This is a genomic window from Prosthecobacter sp., assembly GCF_044222565.1.
Taxonomy (GTDB): Bacteria; Verrucomicrobiota; Verrucomicrobiia; order Verrucomicrobiales; family Verrucomicrobiaceae; genus Prosthecobacter.
The window spans coordinates 18,112-34,700 of record NZ_JBGANA010000022.1 but is presented as its reverse complement, the minus strand read 5'-3'; the positions used below and the strand labels follow the sequence as shown (position 1 = coordinate 34,700).

Genomic DNA, 16,589 nt, shown 5'->3' with positions numbered 1-16,589 from the left:
ACGGCGAATTCACGAAAGGTCGAATGTGAACTCTTCGTGAAGGGGCGATGCGTTTTCTGCTCCTTTTCTCTCTCTTCGTTTCATCCGCTATCGCCGCTGACGCGCCGAACATCGTCATCATTCTGGCGGACGATTATGGCTACGGAAGCGCGGGCTGCTACGGTGCGGATGGAAGCCTGGTGCAGACTCCCAACATCGACCGCCTGGCCAGGGAGGGGCGGCGCTTTACGGATGCAAACACGACTTCTTCTGTGTGCTCGCCCACGCGTTATTCGGTGATGACAGGGCGCTACTGCTGGAGGACCTCGCTCACGCACGAGGTGCTCGGTACATTCTCTCCGCTGCATATCGAGACGACGCGGCTGAACATGGCCTCTCTGCTGAAAAAGCATGGGTACCAGACTGCGGCGATCGGCAAATGGCACCTGGGCTATGGCACGGAAGATGGCTCGCTGAAATGGCGCACGGATTATACGGCGGAGCTTTCCCCCGGGCCGCTGGACATCGGCTTTGATTATCACTTTGGCGTGCCGAGCAATCACGGCGACCTCACGGGCGTGTATGTGGAGAACCGCTTTGTCTATGGACTGCGCAGCGGGAAAATCCCAGCGGGCATGAAGCTGAAGGGGCCTGATTCTGATGATCCGAATTTCAAAGCCACCTACGGCCCTGAAGACACGGAAAACGGCAAGGCCACGATTCTGGACCTCGATGCGCCGCGCCGGGTGAATGACCGCGTGATGCCGCTGCTCACCACCAAGGCGGCGGAGTGGATCGCGCAGCAGAAGAAGGATACGCCCTTCTTTCTGTATTACACGCCCGTGGCGGTGCACAATCCCGTCACTCCGGAGAAGGATCTCGCTGGAAAGAGCAAGGCCGGGCCTTATGGCGACTGGATTCTCGAGCTCGACCGCAGCGTTGGCGGTGTCTTGAAAGCGCTGGATGAAAAGGGCATCGCGAAAGACACGCTGGTGATTCTGAGCAGCGACAACGGAGGTGTCTTCACACCTACGCGTGACACGGTGCAGACACAGGCTTTCAAAGCCGGTCTCAAGGTCAATGCCGCGCTCAAGGGGGGCAAACACGACGTGTGGGAGGGTGGGTTCAAGGTGCCCTTCATCACCCGCTGGCCGGCGAAGATCCCAGCGGGCACGGTGTGCGATGACATGATCAGTCTCGCGGACATTCTGGCCACCACGGCGGCTCTTGTGGGTGAAAAACTGCCTGCCGCGGCCACCGGTGCGGAAGACAGCTTCAACGCACTGCCTGCTTTTCTGGGAACGAAAGACGCTGCGCCCACGCGTGACCATATGTTTGTCCACAGCTCCGATGGTGTGTTCGCCATTCGCAAGGGGCCGTGGAAATGGATCGAAGGCATTCCGGTGAGTGACATTAAAATCGGCCCCCGCAAGGCGCATGCGACGCAGTTCAAGCCGCAGCTTTACAATGTGAAGGAAGATCCTGCGGAGACGACGGATGTGAGCGCGCAGCACCCGGAAGTGGTGAAGGAACTGAGCGCCCTGGTGAACCGCTACCGCGATGGCGGTTACAGCCGCGAGATGCCACCCGTCACGGAGAAAAAGCCGCAGGCCGCGCTCGCGCCACTGGCGGGAGAAACGGTGATGTCGCAGGATTTCAAAGCACTGCCGGCCAAGCCATGGACCATGACGCGCGGCACCTGGCAGGTGCATGACGAGGCGATCTGGAATCCCGCGCCGAAGGCGGAGGAGCAGGGAGCCACGCTGACCTGCCCTGTGGCGATCACCGACGGCACGCTGCAATACGAGATGAAGCTGCACACGGCGGGGCGTCATTCTCTGCGCGTCCAGACGGCGGGGAGGCGTTCCTTCCGCATTGTGGTCAGCAGCACGGTGCTTGAGATCACGAAGAATCCTGACCAAGGCCAGGACAAGACTCAGACGGAACCGCTGGCCCGGCAGAAGATCAAATTGAACGCAGAAGACTGGCAGACGCTGCGGATCAGCTTCAAGGGAGATCAGATCAGCGCCCAGATCGCGGGGGTGACAGCCACCGGCAAACATGCAGTGATCGCGGAGGAGAAAACACAGCTCAATCTGATCGTGTTTGATGGCGAAGCAGGCTTCAAGAATCTGCGAGTGGTGAAGTAGGCGAGCCGCGCGCCAGCGCGACCGTCAGGGGCAGCCAGAAAAGCAGGCCTTCGAAGCGCGGCGCCGTGGCCAGCGAGGTCAGGGACTCGCCGTCGAAGAGCAGGCCGCCGCAGCCGAAAGCGAGCAGGGAGACCCACGCGGCTTCTCCCCGAGCGGCGAGGCCCCAGGCGCGCCGGATGCCGATGCCGAGAGCCGTGAGCAGCAGCAGTGTGCCGAGAATTCCGCCGTGAACAAACGTGGCAAAAAACGCACTGTGGAGGTGGGACATCATGCAGATGTTTGTCTTGGCCTGCAGCTCGCACTGCCAGACTCCTCGCACCCCCCACTGGCCCGTCCCGAACCAGACGTTGTCCACCGTGTGCCATCCTGCGCGATAGATGTCGAGACGTGAGTTGTCTCCGCGCTCGACTGCTCTCTGAAAATGGTCCGTGATGCCGCGGGAGCTGATGGCTGCCGCAGGATCAGCCCGCCATTGAGCGATCTTCCCAAACAGCGGAGCACTGGTGAAATAGAGCGCCGCCGAAAGGACAAACACGCCGAGCGCAGCAGCAACACGTTTCCAGCCGCGTGCGAGCAGAAGCACCGCGTGGCCGAGGGCCAGCGCCAGCATGGCGCCACGGCTGCCCGAGAGAAACGTGGCGAAATGCAGCAATGAGAGGGCCGACCATGCAAGGCGATGCGGCACGTGCGCAAATCGATGCTCCACCAACGAGGCGAGCCACAGCCCTGAGAAACCGAAAATCAGTCCCGTGCACACCGGATTGAGGCCGCCGTGAACCAGCAAATTCATGAGCCGCTCCCCCGGCTGATGATTCGGCAGCACGAAGTAGGACAGCAGGATGCTGAGCAGCGCCGCGAGAGCGCTTGCAATGCCGAGCGTCCAGCCAGCGGCCAGCAGGGATGCACCTCTGCCGGACTGCCGCCAGACAAGAACGCAGAACAGCACCAGAAGGCCGAGCCCGACCAGACCGCACAGCATTTCATCCAGCGAGTGAACGGACATGCATGAGCGCAGAGTCATCCAGCAAAGGAAAGCGACCACGGACAGCACGCCTGCATCCATGCGCCGGCGCAGGAGATGCGGCCTCCAGCTTGTCCAGGCGCAAGCCATCAGTCCTGCCCCCAGCAACCATCCGAGATGCAGCCACCCGTTTGGAAGACAGGAATGACCGGCCACAAACCCGATGACTGCCGCAGGAGCCGCACACTCACCGAGCGCCGAAGGCCGCAACGCAGGCGATGCGAACTCATCCGGCAGAACCAACGAAAGGCTTTTCACGCGAGGTAATAACCGGCGGCCAGCAGGAACAGCAGCAGCGCGCAGGCGAGCGCCGCCATGGCCGAACCCTGCCAGGGCAGCGGCCGGACCAATGCCTCCGCCGGATTGTGCGGATGGTAGTAGACCGGCACCTCAGCATCCTGTGAAAGACGGGCGATGAACTGCGTGGCCAGACCGTCCGCATTGCGCACTGCCTTGTGGGTGAAACGAGTGCCTTCAAAGGTGTGCCCGCCCACGGAGTAGGAATATCGCAGCACCGGATCGTACAGCAGGCAGCCGTCCGAGTTTTTTGTCCTGCCACGACGCATTTCCGCGGTGATCACGCGGCCCTGGGTGCACCGCCAGCCGCGCATGGACCATGCGGTGCTGAAACGACGGAGAAAGTGGATGAAGGCAGACAGCGCCGCTACGGCGCAGAGAATGAAGAGAAGATTCATGAAGGGGAGTGGCTGCGACCGCCTCCAAGATGCGGGTGCCGTGCCGTTCTGCACGAAACACTATCGCCACACTCAGGCGTTTTGCTTGCGGCCGAGGTAGATGCCGTAGTTCCAGACACCGCCATAGGCGGCGAAGCGTTCGTCAATGAGCGGCGCAAATTTCCGGCCCAAGCATGGCCAAAGATGGCCCTCCATGCGCACATGATTCACGCCCATCCAGTTCCGAAACCATGAAAAATAGGAGTCGGAAAAATCAACGACGGCGATGCAGCCGCCCTCGGCAAGATCTTCCCACGCGGCATCGATGGCCTGCTCCCAGCCGGGATTGAACATGGAGAGGGCATAGGAGAAGACCACGAGATCGAAGCGCCGGCCGTCCTGGTGCACGGGCGCGGAGTACGAGCGTCGCAGCAACGTGACTTTGTCATCGCGCACTTTCTTTGAGGCGATGGCGAGCATCTGCTCGGAGAGATCGAGGCCGGTGATGTGCGCCCGAGGAAAGCGCCGGCGGAGGCTGGGAAGATTGCGCCCGGTGCCACAGCCCACTTCGAGAATGCGCTGAGGATGGGTCACACATGCGGCGCGGAGCAGGACTTCCTCGCGCCCAAACAGGAAGCTCCACCGGGTGGCGTCATAGATGCGTGAATGGAACCGGTAGTAGCGCTCCAGCGCTGTTCCCACGGCGGCGCCTGATGATGCGTGCGCGGTGCTCATCACAACACCTCCGCAAAGTGCAGGCTGCCATAGGTGCCCACGCGGTCGAGCTTATGCAGGGCTTCGGTGCGTTCCGGGAAGAAACGCACACGGTTGCGGATGGATTCTGGAACGAAGTCCAGGTTCACACCCGCGGAGCGCATGAGGATTTTGGCGCCGGGGGCGCTGTTGCTGAGAATGAGCTCCCATTCATCGCGCAGGGCCTCGACGTCGTGAGCAGCCAGCCAGTCCTGGTGATCGAGCAGCACAAAGTGCGTGTACTGTCCGGGATACTCGCGCAGGAAACCGGAGAGCGTGGTGGTGTAACTTTTCAGACGGTCCACGCGGGACCGCAGCGCAGGCAGATTCTCCTGCTTCAGGTAATTGGGACAGCAGCCCAGCGTGTAGGAGCCGGTCATGTACACACGCCAGAAGTAGTTGTCTGAAATGGGCAGCTCAGTGAATACGTGGCGCAGCTTGTCCTTCACATAATCCGTGAGGCCGCCGGGGTAGGAGTCCTGGATGAGCCGGATCTGCGGACGTGGCACGCCGAGCAGCGTCATGAGCGTGGGCTGGCGCAGCAGCCAGTTGCTGAAGGGGCCCCAGATCTCGCGCTCAAAGAGCTGATAGGCGCTGCGCTGCTCTTCCAGCGAACGCGCGTCCAGCAGGCAGGTGGCGAAGTTTTTCACGTTTGGGCGCAGCTTGAAAAGCGCATTCCCCATGACATACGCGGCGATGCCGGAGGTGCCGTGGTAGTAGAAAGACTTCTTCAAACTCGTGGGATTGAAGAAGCTGATGCGCCTGTCCCAATATTTCTGTGCGGGCTCGGACAGCGTGCTGCGCACCCCGGCATAGACGGAGGCGTAGTCCGCATGGGAGCCGAAGCCGAACATTTCAAACAGTGTTTCAAAGTCGCCCTGACGGATGAGCGCCTGCTTGAGCTCCAGCAAGGCGTTCTGGCGGTAGTTCATGTCCACCGCATGGATCTCAGCCGGATTGTCCAGCAGGTAGTCCAGCGCGTTGCAGCCTGCGCTGGTGATCATGACCACGCGGCTGTCTGAGTTCAGCTGCATGAGCTGTCGGTCGAGCCGCGGATCCTCCCAGGCGGTGTTGTAGATGAGGTTGGAGTTGTGAACATGGCGGAAGACCATGTCGTGAGCCGATTTCAACATTTGAACCGGGCGGCGGGAGGGGGACTCTTTGAGCATGAGCGCGAAGGGAGTGCCGAAGTAGTCATGCGAAATGTGACGCTGAGCCAGCAGGCCTGTGTGTTTGTTTCGTCACACAGCGAGGGAGCAACAAATTCGTTTCATCCGGGCACTGGGAAGCATCGCGGATCGTGGTTTGACTGTCTGCGATGGAGAAAAAGCATGGCCTGCTGCCACCGTATGCAGCGTCTTGGGATGAGCTTGCCACAGAGGCTTCGGCGTCATGGCTGCCCGCTGGTCTGAATCACCGCGCACGGCCTCTGCTGACCTGCTGGTGGGCGGATGTGGTGTGCCTGATTCGCAGTGCCAGGGCGATGTGGAGCGCCAATCGTTGGAAGCTGACAGGCTTTGTGTTTGCGAGCGCGGCGCTGGTGATCACGCTCATGCCATACGATCTGGCGCTGCTGGCACAGGTGCGGCATTTGGGGGATTCAGTGGAATCCGGGCGGGTCCGCAGCGTGGCGCGCTGGCTGAGCTACTGGGGAGATCTGGCGGGGTTCAATGTGTTCGTGTTTGCCACGCTCACGTGCTTTGCGTTTGTGCGGCGCTCGCCTTTCTTTCGGCGGCTGACGCTCGCGGCGGTGATGGGAACTGTGCTGACGGGTGGTCTGGTGAATGTGATCCGTGTCACCACGGGGCGTGCCCGGCCAGGCAGCGGTTTGGCGCCCGGGTTTTACGGTCCTACTCTGAGCGCACGCAAACAGTCTTTCCCAAGCGCCCACACCGCGACTTCGTTTGGCGCCTGCGTGCCTCTGGCCGTGGCCTTCCCTCCGGCGGGGGTGCCTCTTCTGGTGGTGTCTGGCGGCGTGGCCTGGTCGCGGATGCAGAACAACTGCCACCACCCCAGTGATGTGCTGACCTCGATCTGCATCGCACTGATTTTTGGTGTGCCGCTGGGACTGACGGTACGGCGCATGCGATGCGCCACGGCTAACGCCTGATGAAGAGCTGCACCTCCACCCAGCTGAAACGCGCCATGTTGAAGCCTGAAATGATCTGGCTCTGCACGCCGGGGGATTCAGCCAGCAAGCTCTGAGTGATGGCTATGTGATCTTTGGCGGCAGTTCCTTGCGGTGCTGCTCCCAGGAGTCCCTTGAACCAGCGGTCCAGCGTCCACTCACACCGCAGCACCACCAAAGTCACAGGGCCTGGTTTTTGCAGCAGCGCTTTTGCGGTGCTGACATCATCCGTGAGCGACCAGAGGTGATGGGAGTAAAACACCAGGCTGGGCTCGGTGTAGCCGCAGCCATGCAGCTCCATGCCCTGGGGGAACGGTCCAATCTCCTCCGCAATACGCACCGGCACTGAAGTGATGCGCAACTGCTGGCCGAGAAGCTCGATGCTTGCGCTCGTCAGCGCCACCGTCAGACAGAGGAGCCAGATGTTGCTGCGGGTCGTTTTCTGCTTCCACACCATGCAGGCCACGGTTCCACCCATCGCGAGCACGCAGGACAGCACAAACAGGGCGCAGCAGAGCAGGTCCCGGATGCCGCTGTTTTGGATCTGCGCCGCGGAAGCAAACACCCAGCCCCCGACGATCAGGAATGCCAGCCCGAATGTCAGCCCTTTTGCCAGCGCAGGAATGGTGTGACTGCGTTTTTGCCATGCCAATGCCAGGAGCACGATGAACGCCGGATAGCCGGGCATCACATAATGGGGCAGCTGCGTGGCATAAAAAAAGAAGATGAACTGCGGGGCGAGAAACCACGCGGCGAGAAACGACGTCTGCGCCGTCCAGTTCGCCCGCAGGCTGCGCCAGACAGGCACGGCAAAGCCCAGCCATGGAAAGAGGCTGAGCCAGGTGGTGAGGAGGTAATAGCCGGGGACAAACTTGCGGCCGTTGAACACATCCGTGCCGCGCTTTACCACATGCTCGCCCATGCCCGTTTTCCAGAAGGCGCCGTTGGTTTCGATCAAGGCCGGAATGCCCCAGGCCGCAACCATGGCGAGGGTGATGCACAGGCCCGCCACGACCTGCAGCCTGCCCCACGGCAGGGGCTTTTTCCAAAACACCCAGCGCCACAGCACCAGTGACAATGCAGGCACGAGCCAGGCGATGGGCCCTTTGGCCAGAAAGCCTGCGCCGAGCGAAAGCCACAGGCACCAGAACCAGATGTTCCAGCGACGTTGGGGTGGCATTGCCAGCAGTTCCATCAATGCCCTGCAGGCGAGTGCCACGCAGAGGATCATCGGCATGTCCGCCACGCACAGCCGGCCATGCACCAGCGACTGCAGACTGGTCAGCCAGGCCACGCCGGCCAGCAGTCCGGCACCCTCACTTTGCGCCAGCTTTCGAGCCATTCCCCCCACCACAAGGGCAGTCAGATAAACGGCCAGCACACTGTGCAGCCGTGCCGCCAGCTCATTCACACCCAGCAGGGCGTAATGCAGCCGCATCCACCAGTAGGTCATCGGCGGTTTGTCGAAACGGTGGACGCCATTGAAATAGGGGATGGTCCAGGTGTCCCGCTGCGTCATTTCCACGGTGGCATGGGCAAAGCGCGGCTCGTCTCGGTCCATCAGCGGAATGCTGGCCGTGCCCGGCAGATACAGCAGGAGGGCAAGCACCAGCAACAGCCACCAGCCGTGCTGGCGGCAGCGCTGGTCATTCCAGAATGAGGAGGCGGGCACAGCCATCACGCCATTTGGCATGACAGGCCGCTTCGTCCGTCAGCAAGTACCGACGTTTTCGTCACACGGCAGCCAGCTGGCTCAATAAAGCAGGAAGCCGATCTCGCTGTCCGTGAGCTGGGAGGTGTCGTCCACCGCGAGGAGGGCCTGGGTGTCAAAAGTGGCTTCCCAGGGAGTTTCCGCCGCCACGGCAGGGAGCAGAGGCAGGTCCGGAGCGGCCATCATTACGGGTGCTGCCTGGTGGGCGAGCTGGGTTTCAGCCGCAGGCTGGGTCTGGAAAATCACGAGCGCTAGAGCGAGAGCGGCCACAGTGACCGTGGCAAAGGCCCACTTGGCAGCCGGGGCCGCAAACGAGACATCCTCCCACCAGAGGCGCAGGGCCGCGAGCCATCCGCGATCCTGCGGAGTCTGGCGGGCGGCACGGAGCACGTTCTGGGTGAAATTGGAACGCACCTCCACCTTGCGGGCCTGGGCCAGCAGCTTGGCGATGGGGTCTTGAGGCGAGAGCGGTTCCATGACGGGCGGGGGTTTGATCAATCTTTCAAACAGCCACCATAAGCCAAAGTTGCAAAGAGGGCAGATTTTTTTGCCCGCAGGCGGCTAGAAATACATGCGCAGCGCGCTGGACCAGCTCCAGCCATTGTAGCTGCCGCCATGGCCGCCGCCGCTCAGGGTGACGAATTCCAGGCCGGTCATCAGCTTCAGTTTGTGACCATAGATGTAGTAATTCGCCCCCAGGTAGAAGGCATGATACTCGCCGCCATGACCTTTGTCGGTGATGTTTGGGGCCAGGCGGTCATAGCGGCTGGAAAGGCGGAGACCATCGTTTTCGCCCACCGCGTACTGGTAGCGACCCACGAACTGCAGCTTTTTCGTGGCGTAGAAGGTGGGCATGAGAATGAGGCCGGACACATCTCCCTGCGGCCCACGACCGTGGCCATGGAGAATGTCCGTATAGAAGCCATAGGGGCCTTTTTCCCAGCTGCTGTTCAGGGACATGGCGCTTTCAAACAGGTAGGGAGCAGGCGCTCCTTCAAAGGTGCTGCCCTTGACGGAGGTGTCCGCAGTCGCTTTCTGGTAGTCGAAGAAGATCGAGGCACGGTCCAGCCCTGTGGCCTCCTTGAGGTCATAGCCGAGGCCTGCCTGGATGAGCGCGCCACCGTGGAAGGTGGTGAATTCACGCTCATCATCGCCTGCGTACAAGGCCGCCTTCCATTGAAACTTCCCGGCCTTGCCGTTGGCCCAGACGCCGGTGTACCAACTCGTCCACAGCATGTCGGTCAGCAGGGAGCGCTCGATGGTGAGGACCTCGCGGGAGGAAATCATGCGCTCCAGGGCAAAGTAGGCCTGATGTTTGCCAACGCCCAGGGTCAGAGCATCGGAAAAGACATGCTCATAGAACAGGATGTTGATGCGGCCGTAGAACTGATTGAAGTCGGGGTTGATGTCGATCAGCCCATCCAGACGGCCCTTTCCATCCAGCCATTTGGATTTGAAACCGAGGCGCAAGCGGCGCACTTCGAAGTCACCCCAGCGGTTGTCCTGCTCGCGATCACGGCTGCCGAAATTGCCACGGTCCGACCAGCCTTGATCGTCTTGAATTTGCAGGATGCCGTAAAGCTGAAAGCGCGTCAGAAAGCCGCTCTTCGCGTCATAGAGCACCGGCAGGCCCCACATTTGGTCGAAGATGGAGACCGGCTTTTTAACGTCGACGGCATTTTGCGCCACGCTTGCCCGGGCAGCAGCAGCAGCCCTCAGCATTCCTGGCACAAGAACGATGTGCAGTAGCGCAAATAGGCAAATATTTAGAAAAGAAGGGGAGCGGGAGAGTTGAACCATTGGGGGCGGGCAAGGGTCCAACGAATGCAATGAATTCGTTGTTACGTTTTCGTCACAATGTAGGCGGCAGCATGACGGTGAATTTACAGCTTCGAATAGGCTGCGAGCTTAGCCTCTTCGCAAGAGCGGTCAGCCCGGAGGCCAGTCCAGGCCGCGACCTGCCAGAAGGTGGACGTGCATGTGGGGCACGGATTCTCCGGCGTCCTTGCCGTGGTTGATCACGAGACGGAAACCTTTGCTGCGGTCTTTGATGCCGAGCTTGTCGGCGATTTTTCCAGCGGCGAGGAGGAGAGCGCCGAGCGTGGCCTGATCTTCCGCCACGGCTTCACCGACGCGTGGAATGAGCTTTTTCGGCACGATCAGAACGTGAATGGGGGCCTGTGGGTTGACGTCGTTGAAGGCGGCCACCAGATCGTCTTCATAGACGAGCGGGGCGGGGATTTCGCGGTCGATGATCTTCTGAAAAATGGTCTTCTCGCTCATGGGGGAATTAACGGAAAAGTTCCGGCTGCCGGCCATCGCGGGGGCGGCGCTCGCCGAGGCTCTTGATCTCATCGATGAACTCGCCCACGTCCTCAAACTGACGGTACACCGAGGCGTAGCGCACGTAGGCCACGTGATCCAGACCCTCAAGACGGCGCATCACTTTAGCGCCGATGACGGTGCTGGGGATCTCGCGGTAGCCTTCTTCTTCGAGCTCATTGGCGATGTCGTCCACCAGCTGCTCGAGCTGCTCCATTTTCACCGGGCGCTTTTCGCAGGATTTGCGCACGCCGCCCAGGAGCTTGTCGCGGTTGAAGTTCTCCCGGGCGCCGTTGCGTTTGACCACGCGGAGCTCCTCGCGCTCGACGATCTCGTAGGTGGTGAAGCGGAAATCGCACTTCATGCACTCGCGGCGGCGGCGGATGGCGTGACCCTCCCGCGCCTCGCGTGAGTCGATGACTTTATCCTGGGAGCTTCCGCATTTGGGGCAGCGCATCTGGGGTGGTTTAGGGGTGGGGAATGTGCTTTCTCGGGGGCCGGATAGCAAGCGGCTTCGTAGTTCGGGCTTTGCGGGCGTATTTTAGGGGCTATCGTCCAATCATGTCCCGCATCATCCTCGGCGTCACCGGTTCCATCGCAGCTTACAAGGCGGCGGATCTCGCCAGCCAGCTCACCAAGGCCGGCCACAACGTGACCTGCGTGCTGACGAAATCGGCGCTGGAATTTGTTACGCCGCTCACGCTGGGAACGCTGTCGAAAAATCCGGTCATCACCGACCTGTTTGCGGAAAAGGAAGGCTGGCAGCCCGGGCACATCCAGCTCGCCGATGAGGCGGAGCTGCTGCTCATTGCCCCCGCCACGGCGAATATTCTGGCCTGCATGGCGAATGGCTTTGCCAATGATGCCCTCACCGCCATCGCGCTGGCAACTCGTGCGCCGATTTTGATCGCGCCCGCCATGAACGGCAAGATGTGGCAGCACCCCGCGACGCAGAAGAATGTGGAGACGCTGCGTGGCTACGGTGCGCAGTTTGTGGAGCCGGCCTCCGGCATGCTGGCCTGTGGGTATGAGGGTGTGGGGCGGCTAGCGGAGGTGGAGGTGATTTTGCAGGCGGTGGCGGCGGTCCTAGCCCCCCGCTAAAGTGCCCCTTGGCAGCCCGCTTGACGTCCACTATCTTCCGCCCATGCACGAACACGACGACACTGGCGACAAGCTGGAACACGCGTATTTCTGCTATCTCGCGGACAAGTTCGAGCGGGAGCCTGAGCTGCTGGAGATTCCGCTGCAAACCATTTCCCGCTGGCGCAAACGGGGCACATGGGGCGGGACGTTTCTCGAACGGTGGGAAACGTTGATCCGGGCTGCGCGGGTTTCCGAGACGAGTATGAAGGAGCTGGCGGGGATTTTGAGAGCTGATGATGAAGAAACCCGCGAATTCAAAGGCTTTGATCCTTTTCCGGGTGTGCTGAAGGATGGCGAGAAAGAGCAGTTTATATGCGCATCGAGGCACTGAAACATCTGGCCGCCTCTGCTGCCGCACTGGCTCCGGAAACGACCATCGTGGTCTTTGGTTCGGCGTCTGCGTTTGCGACTTATCCTGAGTTGGGTGTGGAATGTGAGCTTTATCGGCAGACGAAAGACGCCGATCTGATTTTTGAGCCGTGGGAACAAAGTCTCGGCCAGGCGCTCAACAACGCTGTGGGCAAAACGAGTTCCTTTTACGACCACTTTGGTTACTACGCCGACATCATCTCTCCCGCCGCTTTCGGCAATTTCCCTCCCGACTTCCGCGACCGCCTGGTCCCTCTTGAAGGCTGCCCTCGGGTGTTTGCGCTCGATCCGCATGACATGGCGGTGGCTAAGCTTTTCGCGGGAAGGCCCAAGGACATTCGGCTGCTGTCATTCCCGCTGGCAACAGACCGGCGGGATGAAGCGAAGGTGCGCAAGCTGCTCTGGGACACGCCGATGGAGGAGAAGTGGATTGTGAAAACGCACGCGGTTTGGGATCAGGTCGTGGCGGAAGCGGCGAAGCAAAGGGCGGCATGACGAACGGGCTTTTTTGCAGGAGTTGACGGCAATGCTCGCAAAGGGAGGGTGAATTTCTTCCATCGACCCTCCGGTTTTCATTGACGCAATTTCGCTTCTTTCCCAAAGTCGGCGCACGTGGCAAATTCGAGCGATCAACGGGGCATGCATCTGCTGGCTGAGGAACAACTCAGTGCGGGCGCGGATGCTTTTCTGGAGACGATTCGCGGGATGAAGGAGCCGAAGGCCCTCGCTGGACTGGCGGAGAAATGGAAGAATGATCCGCGGCCATGGGCGAGAACGCTGATGCAGCGGTACCTGGAGCTGCCCTTCGACAAGCCGGGGCATCAGGTGGTGGTGAAACGGCTGTTCAAGGCGGCTGAGCTGCGGGGGGATGACGCAGTGATGGCTCGCTGCCTGGTGGCGTTTGACCGGCTGGTGCGGCGTGTGCGCGCCAAAGAATTTCAGTACGACCGGGTCGCGCGAGTGATGATCCAGTCGGAAATTCTGAAGACACCTCGCGATGTATTTTCGAAAGCGATGTCGAAGTATCTCACGCCGAAGAAGCTGGAGAAGTTTCGCATCTTCAAATACCGCACGCGCTACTACCTGCAGCGGCGGGTGTGGCGGTACTACCGCAAGCTGGGCTTCAAGGATGGCGTGCGATACCTCGCGGCGCTAGCACCAGCGCTGGCGGCTTTTCAGGACGCGGACCTGGCGGCGGGGGAGCACCTGATGGACAGTTGGAGCCTCATGCATGCGTTGCATGGCGAGAGCCAGGCGGTGGAGTTCAGCAATCTGCGGGCCGTGCTGAAGGAAGGCCGCACGCTGGCAGATCTGCGACCGGAGCCGGCTTTTTCGAAGCACTGGCGCACGCCGGAGGGCGTGATGGCGGCGCTGGAGCTCATTGTGGCGGCGCAGTCGCGGCTGGTGCGCGTGTGGGCGCTGGCCTGGCATCAGGAACTGGCGAAAACGATCACGACCGCGCCATCGGCGGACGTTTTGACACGCATGCTGGCTCATGGGGATGAGGAGGTGCAGAGCTACGGCGCACGCCTGCTGGCCGAGTGTGCGGAAGCGGCCAGCTGGCCGCTGGAGACCTGGCTGAAACTTTTGAAATGCGAGAACCCGAGTGTGGCCCAGCTGCTGTGCGATGCGATGCTGAAGCATGTGCGCGATGAACGCGTGACGCTGGCGCAGCGAGTGGAGATCGCCCTGGCAAAGGCCACGCCGATCGCGCGTCTGGGGCTGCGGCTGCTGGAGAAGACCCCGCCGCGTGATGCTGCCGAGCGCGAGGTGATCGCGGGTCTGTGGCGGGCGCAGTGTCTTGGAATCGGGGGCGAAATCGTGCGCTGGGCGCTGGCGCAGCTTGGCACGGCGGAGGTGTATCAAATGCCGGTGGTGTGCCGATTCTTTGACAGCGCCAATGCAGGTATTCGTGAGGGGGCGTGGGCCTGGATGGAGCAGGTGAATTCGCCGGGCTGGGTGGATGCCGCGCTGTGGAGCCGGCTGGCGGAGACGCCTTATCCAGATCTGCGCGGCCGCATGGTCGATGCCCTGACATTGCGTGTCGGCAAGCCACCGGTGGGTGCGGATGATCTGGCCCCGGTATGGACGAGCGTTCTCTTGGATGTGCATCGCGGTGGCAGGCAGAAGCTGAAGGCGCTGCGGCAGATCGCGGACACGCTTTCGCTTACGCCGAATGAAAAACTCCTGCCGGTGCTGGTGGCTGCCGTACGCTCCATCCGGGGACCCGAGGCACGCGCGGCGCTGGCAGCGGTGATGACGCTGCTGGCCAAACGCCCGGAGCTGGAAAGCGCGATCGCTGCGGCATTGCCGGAGCTGGTGCTGAATCCAGCGGCTGGAAACCCACTCAAGGCTGCCGCATGAACATCACCTTTGCTTATCGCGGTCGCAGTCATGTCGCTGAAACAGGCGGCGGGCAGATCGTGTCGCTCGCGCCGAATTTGACGCGGGACATGGTGGCCTTTGACGCGGCATTGAAAAATCCGCTGACCTTCCGTGAGGCCATCTCCGCACTGCACGATGTGGTGATCAATGATCTGCGCTTCAAGCCGCGCGACAAAGCCGCCTATGAGGAATGGAAGAAGGGCGAGCAGCAGCGCGAGCGCGCCCTCCGCACGGAGGCGGTGTGCGATGCACGGCTGGAAGTGGAATCAAAACTCAAGCAGCCGATGCCGCGTGATTTTGAGCGGCACTTTGACCAAGCGCGAAAGCGCTATTGGGATGCGCGGCTGAAGTACTCGGACCATCTGCGCCGTCATGATCAGGAGCTGTGGCGTCTGCTCATGCCGTGTGATCCCGTGATCACCGTGGCGCCGGACGTGGTGTTTTTTGAATGCTTCAGCGCGGATGAGTCGAGCTATGGCTGCCTGAGCGTAGAGCGTGACGAGTGCTTCAGTGCTGCGGGAGGCGTGCAGTGTGGCACGACGAATGTGGATTACTCCTGGGATCTGTTTAACCACTTCCAGACGCTGCGCACTTATCAGCCTGCGCGCTTTCACGTGGATCCCTCCGGCTTCGAGGTGAAAGTGCAGGGCGGGGAGGATTATCGAGAAGAAAAGATCGATCTGCCGAATGGCTGGCTGCGGGGTTTCATGCAGCTTCAGGGTGCGATGACGCTGCCAATGCGACGCGTGACGCTTTCACGGCAAGGATTGTATTCCTTGCTTGCGTGGCTGCGGCGGCACAAGGCTCAGCGCAGTCCGCGCGCGCTGCGGTTTGAGATCGTAGAAGGGCGCGCACCGGAGCTGGTGCTGGAGCCGTGGGAGCAGCGCATCATCGACCGCGCCGCGCCGCTGTGTGCACAGTCGATGGAGCCGATTCGCGTGTGGGGCGTGCGGCGACTGCTAACACTGGCAAGGCTGCTGCCGCTGATTGATCGCGTGGAGGTGTGTCTGCTCGGCACCGGTTTGCCAAGCCTGTGGATCGCGCACATGGGGCCGATGAAGCTCACGCTGGGACTCTCCGGCTGGACCACGAATGACTGGACGCGTGGCAGTGCGCTGGATCTGCTGCTGCCGCCGCAGGAGCCGGGTGCGGATTTGATCAACAAAGTGGCTGCCACTCTGAAACAACAGCAGTCGGCGACTCTGGCCACACTTGTCAGCGCCGGCGGTGCGACGGAACCTTTGACGACCGCAGCGCTGAAGCATCTCGCGCATTCCGGACAGGTCATCTTTGATCTGCCTCATCAGGTGTACCGCTGGCGCCAGATCATGCCGCAGGTGCTCGGAGAGGTACAATTGGGGCCGCCTAATCATGAGGCTGAGTCTGCGCGTGACATTCGGGATCACGAGATACGCGTGCTCAGCAGCACCGATGCGCCCAATGACACCAAGCTGCACACCGGCACCGTGCAAAAGCGGTCCGTCGAGCTGCTGCTGGACCGCGATGGCATGATGCGCCGCGCGAAGTGCGACTGCTCGCACCATTTCAAAGGAGGGCTGAGGAAAGGGCCATGCCGCCACCTCATCGCCTTCCGCCGCAAACTTTTGAACCCCGTTGACCCAGGCACGCCTTCTCTGTATGAGAGGCTCTGGTCGGGGCTTCGCACGAACCCTTAACCACGGAGGCCGCCACCACCGAAACCAGATCTTTCCACATTTCCCGAGAGGGGACGCATGCTCACTGAGACCATCCTTGCGGTGTTCCGCCGCGAATGAAGCTGCCCGTCCATGCATCCCCAAGCCCGTTGTTCGGATGGCCTATGCGGCCTCCCGACGCTTGGCCAAGGCAACCCGAACGTTCACACGCGTCGGGAGGCCGCATAGGCCTGAGTGAACGGACTTGGTCCTGAGCAAGTAGTCAGTGACGCATGCGCCCCTCCCGGAAATATCACGAA

General features: G+C 61.3%; 16 protein-coding genes. 7 read left to right on the top strand and 9 right to left on the bottom strand.

Annotated features, from left to right (window positions below):
* Nucleotides 1-47 precede the first annotated feature (47 nt).
* Nucleotides 48-2,129, top strand: coding sequence for an arylsulfatase (locus tag ACILSR_RS25435; RefSeq protein ID WP_395752623.1), 2,082 nt, complete (start codon nucleotides 48-50; stop codon nucleotides 2,127-2,129).
* On the opposite strand, the gene ACILSR_RS25430 is transcribed toward ACILSR_RS25435, so the two are convergent.
* The 4 genes from ACILSR_RS25430 to ACILSR_RS25415 form a co-directional block, all read right to left on the bottom strand.
* Nucleotides 2,104-3,132 carry an O-antigen ligase family protein gene (locus ACILSR_RS25430; RefSeq protein ID WP_395752622.1) on the bottom strand — a complete coding sequence of 343 codons (1,029 nt, stop codon included), beginning with the start codon at nucleotides 3,130-3,132 and terminating at the stop codon, nucleotides 2,104-2,106. The genes ACILSR_RS25435 and ACILSR_RS25430 overlap by 26 nt on opposite strands.
* Before the next feature lie 272 nt (nucleotides 3,133-3,404).
* The gene (locus ACILSR_RS25425; RefSeq protein WP_395752621.1) at nucleotides 3,405-3,845 is read right to left on the bottom strand and encodes a DUF3592 domain-containing protein; all 441 of its coding nucleotides are present in this window, start codon (nucleotides 3,843-3,845) and stop codon (nucleotides 3,405-3,407) included.
* A 72-nt stretch (nucleotides 3,846-3,917) separates the two neighbouring features.
* Nucleotides 3,918-4,559 (bottom strand): class I SAM-dependent methyltransferase, encoded by a 642-nt coding sequence (locus ACILSR_RS25420; protein ID WP_395752620.1) that lies wholly within the window; start codon nucleotides 4,557-4,559, stop codon nucleotides 3,918-3,920.
* Complete coding sequence (locus ACILSR_RS25415; protein ID WP_395752619.1) at nucleotides 4,559-5,746, bottom strand: DUF3419 family protein; 1,188 nt, start codon at nucleotides 5,744-5,746, stop codon at nucleotides 4,559-4,561. Before ACILSR_RS25415 ends, ACILSR_RS25420 begins: the two co-directional genes overlap by 1 nt.
* 149 nt (nucleotides 5,747-5,895) lie before the next feature.
* Here ACILSR_RS25415 and ACILSR_RS25410 point away from each other — a divergent pair, with 149 nt between their 5' ends.
* Nucleotides 5,896-6,687, top strand: a complete 792-nt coding sequence (locus tag ACILSR_RS25410; RefSeq protein ID WP_395752618.1) for a phosphatase PAP2 family protein — start codon at nucleotides 5,896-5,898, stop codon at nucleotides 6,685-6,687.
* On the opposite strand, the gene ACILSR_RS25405 is transcribed toward ACILSR_RS25410, so the two are convergent.
* The 5 genes from ACILSR_RS25405 to nrdR all read right to left on the bottom strand — a co-directional run bounded on the left by ACILSR_RS25405 (nucleotide 6,677) and on the right by nrdR (nucleotide 11,195).
* Complete coding sequence (locus tag ACILSR_RS25405) at nucleotides 6,677-8,383, bottom strand: ArnT family glycosyltransferase (protein WP_395752617.1); 1,707 nt, start codon at nucleotides 8,381-8,383, stop codon at nucleotides 6,677-6,679. The genes ACILSR_RS25410 and ACILSR_RS25405 overlap by 11 nt on opposite strands.
* 75 nt (nucleotides 8,384-8,458) lie before the next feature.
* Complete coding sequence (locus ACILSR_RS25400) at nucleotides 8,459-8,893, bottom strand: hypothetical protein (RefSeq protein ID WP_395752616.1); 435 nt, start codon at nucleotides 8,891-8,893, stop codon at nucleotides 8,459-8,461.
* A gap of 84 nt (nucleotides 8,894-8,977) precedes the next feature.
* Nucleotides 8,978-10,105, bottom strand: a complete 1,128-nt coding sequence (locus tag ACILSR_RS25395) for a porin (RefSeq protein WP_395752615.1) — start codon at nucleotides 10,103-10,105, stop codon at nucleotides 8,978-8,980.
* Between the two features lie 240 nt (nucleotides 10,106-10,345).
* Nucleotides 10,346-10,699, bottom strand: coding sequence for an HIT domain-containing protein (locus ACILSR_RS25390; protein WP_395752614.1), 354 nt, complete (start codon nucleotides 10,697-10,699; stop codon nucleotides 10,346-10,348).
* 7 nt (nucleotides 10,700-10,706) lie between these two features.
* Entirely contained in the window at nucleotides 10,707-11,195 is a 489-nt protein-coding gene (gene nrdR, locus ACILSR_RS25385) for a transcriptional regulator NrdR (protein ID WP_395752613.1), read from the bottom strand.
* Between the two features lie 104 nt (nucleotides 11,196-11,299).
* On the opposite strand from nrdR, the gene ACILSR_RS25380 reads away from it, so the two are divergent.
* The 5 genes from ACILSR_RS25380 (at nucleotide 11,300) to ACILSR_RS25360 (ending at nucleotide 16,311) form a co-directional block, all read left to right on the top strand.
* Nucleotides 11,300-11,839, top strand: a complete 540-nt coding sequence (locus ACILSR_RS25380; protein WP_395752612.1) for a flavoprotein — start codon at nucleotides 11,300-11,302, stop codon at nucleotides 11,837-11,839.
* A 43-nt stretch (nucleotides 11,840-11,882) separates the two neighbouring features.
* Complete coding sequence (locus tag ACILSR_RS25375; RefSeq protein ID WP_395752611.1) at nucleotides 11,883-12,212, top strand: hypothetical protein; 330 nt, start codon at nucleotides 11,883-11,885, stop codon at nucleotides 12,210-12,212.
* Nucleotides 12,194-12,745, top strand: coding sequence for a DUF6036 family nucleotidyltransferase (locus ACILSR_RS25370; RefSeq protein ID WP_395752610.1), 552 nt, complete (start codon nucleotides 12,194-12,196; stop codon nucleotides 12,743-12,745). The genes ACILSR_RS25375 and ACILSR_RS25370 overlap by 19 nt, the downstream gene beginning before the upstream one ends.
* Before the next feature lie 144 nt (nucleotides 12,746-12,889).
* Nucleotides 12,890-14,614 (top strand): hypothetical protein, encoded by a 1,725-nt coding sequence (locus tag ACILSR_RS25365; protein WP_395752609.1) that lies wholly within the window; start codon nucleotides 12,890-12,892, stop codon nucleotides 14,612-14,614.
* A complete protein-coding gene (locus ACILSR_RS25360; protein ID WP_395752608.1) occupies nucleotides 14,611-16,311 on the top strand; it encodes a metal-binding protein in 1,701 nt (566 codons plus the stop codon). The genes ACILSR_RS25365 and ACILSR_RS25360 overlap by 4 nt, the downstream gene beginning before the upstream one ends.
* Nucleotides 16,312-16,589 lie beyond the last annotated feature (278 nt).

Excerpts from the sequence above, each read along its gene's own strand:
- ACILSR_RS25415 (WP_395752619.1), bottom strand. The coding sequence starts at position 5,746 with ATGCTCAAAGAGTCCCCCTCCCGCCGCCCGGTTCAAATGTTGAAATCG.
- ACILSR_RS25425 (WP_395752621.1), bottom strand. The coding sequence starts at position 3,845 with ATGAATCTTCTCTTCATTCTCTGCGCCGTAGCGGCGCTGTCTGCCTTC.
- ACILSR_RS25380 (WP_395752612.1), top strand. The coding sequence starts at position 11,300 with ATGTCCCGCATCATCCTCGGCGTCACCGGTTCCATCGCAGCTTACAAG.
- ACILSR_RS25430 (WP_395752622.1), bottom strand. The coding sequence starts at position 3,132 with ATGTCCGTTCACTCGCTGGATGAAATGCTGTGCGGTCTGGTCGGGCTC.
- nrdR (WP_395752613.1), bottom strand. The coding sequence starts at position 11,195 with ATGCGCTGCCCCAAATGCGGAAGCTCCCAGGATAAAGTCATCGACTCA.
- ACILSR_RS25435 (WP_395752623.1), top strand. The coding sequence starts at position 48 with ATGCGTTTTCTGCTCCTTTTCTCTCTCTTCGTTTCATCCGCTATCGCC.
- ACILSR_RS25365 (WP_395752609.1), top strand. The coding sequence starts at position 12,890 with ATGCATCTGCTGGCTGAGGAACAACTCAGTGCGGGCGCGGATGCTTTT.
- ACILSR_RS25400 (WP_395752616.1), bottom strand. The coding sequence starts at position 8,893 with ATGGAACCGCTCTCGCCTCAAGACCCCATCGCCAAGCTGCTGGCCCAG.
- ACILSR_RS25360 (WP_395752608.1), top strand. The coding sequence starts at position 14,611 with ATGAACATCACCTTTGCTTATCGCGGTCGCAGTCATGTCGCTGAAACA.
- ACILSR_RS25390 (WP_395752614.1), bottom strand. The coding sequence starts at position 10,699 with ATGAGCGAGAAGACCATTTTTCAGAAGATCATCGACCGCGAAATCCCC.
- ACILSR_RS25370 (WP_395752610.1), top strand. The coding sequence starts at position 12,194 with ATGCGCATCGAGGCACTGAAACATCTGGCCGCCTCTGCTGCCGCACTG.
- ACILSR_RS25420 (WP_395752620.1), bottom strand. The coding sequence starts at position 4,559 with ATGAGCACCGCGCACGCATCATCAGGCGCCGCCGTGGGAACAGCGCTG.
- ACILSR_RS25375 (WP_395752611.1), top strand. The coding sequence starts at position 11,883 with ATGCACGAACACGACGACACTGGCGACAAGCTGGAACACGCGTATTTC.
- ACILSR_RS25405 (WP_395752617.1), bottom strand. The coding sequence starts at position 8,383 with ATGGCTGTGCCCGCCTCCTCATTCTGGAATGACCAGCGCTGCCGCCAG.
- ACILSR_RS25410 (WP_395752618.1), top strand. The coding sequence starts at position 5,896 with ATGGAGAAAAAGCATGGCCTGCTGCCACCGTATGCAGCGTCTTGGGAT.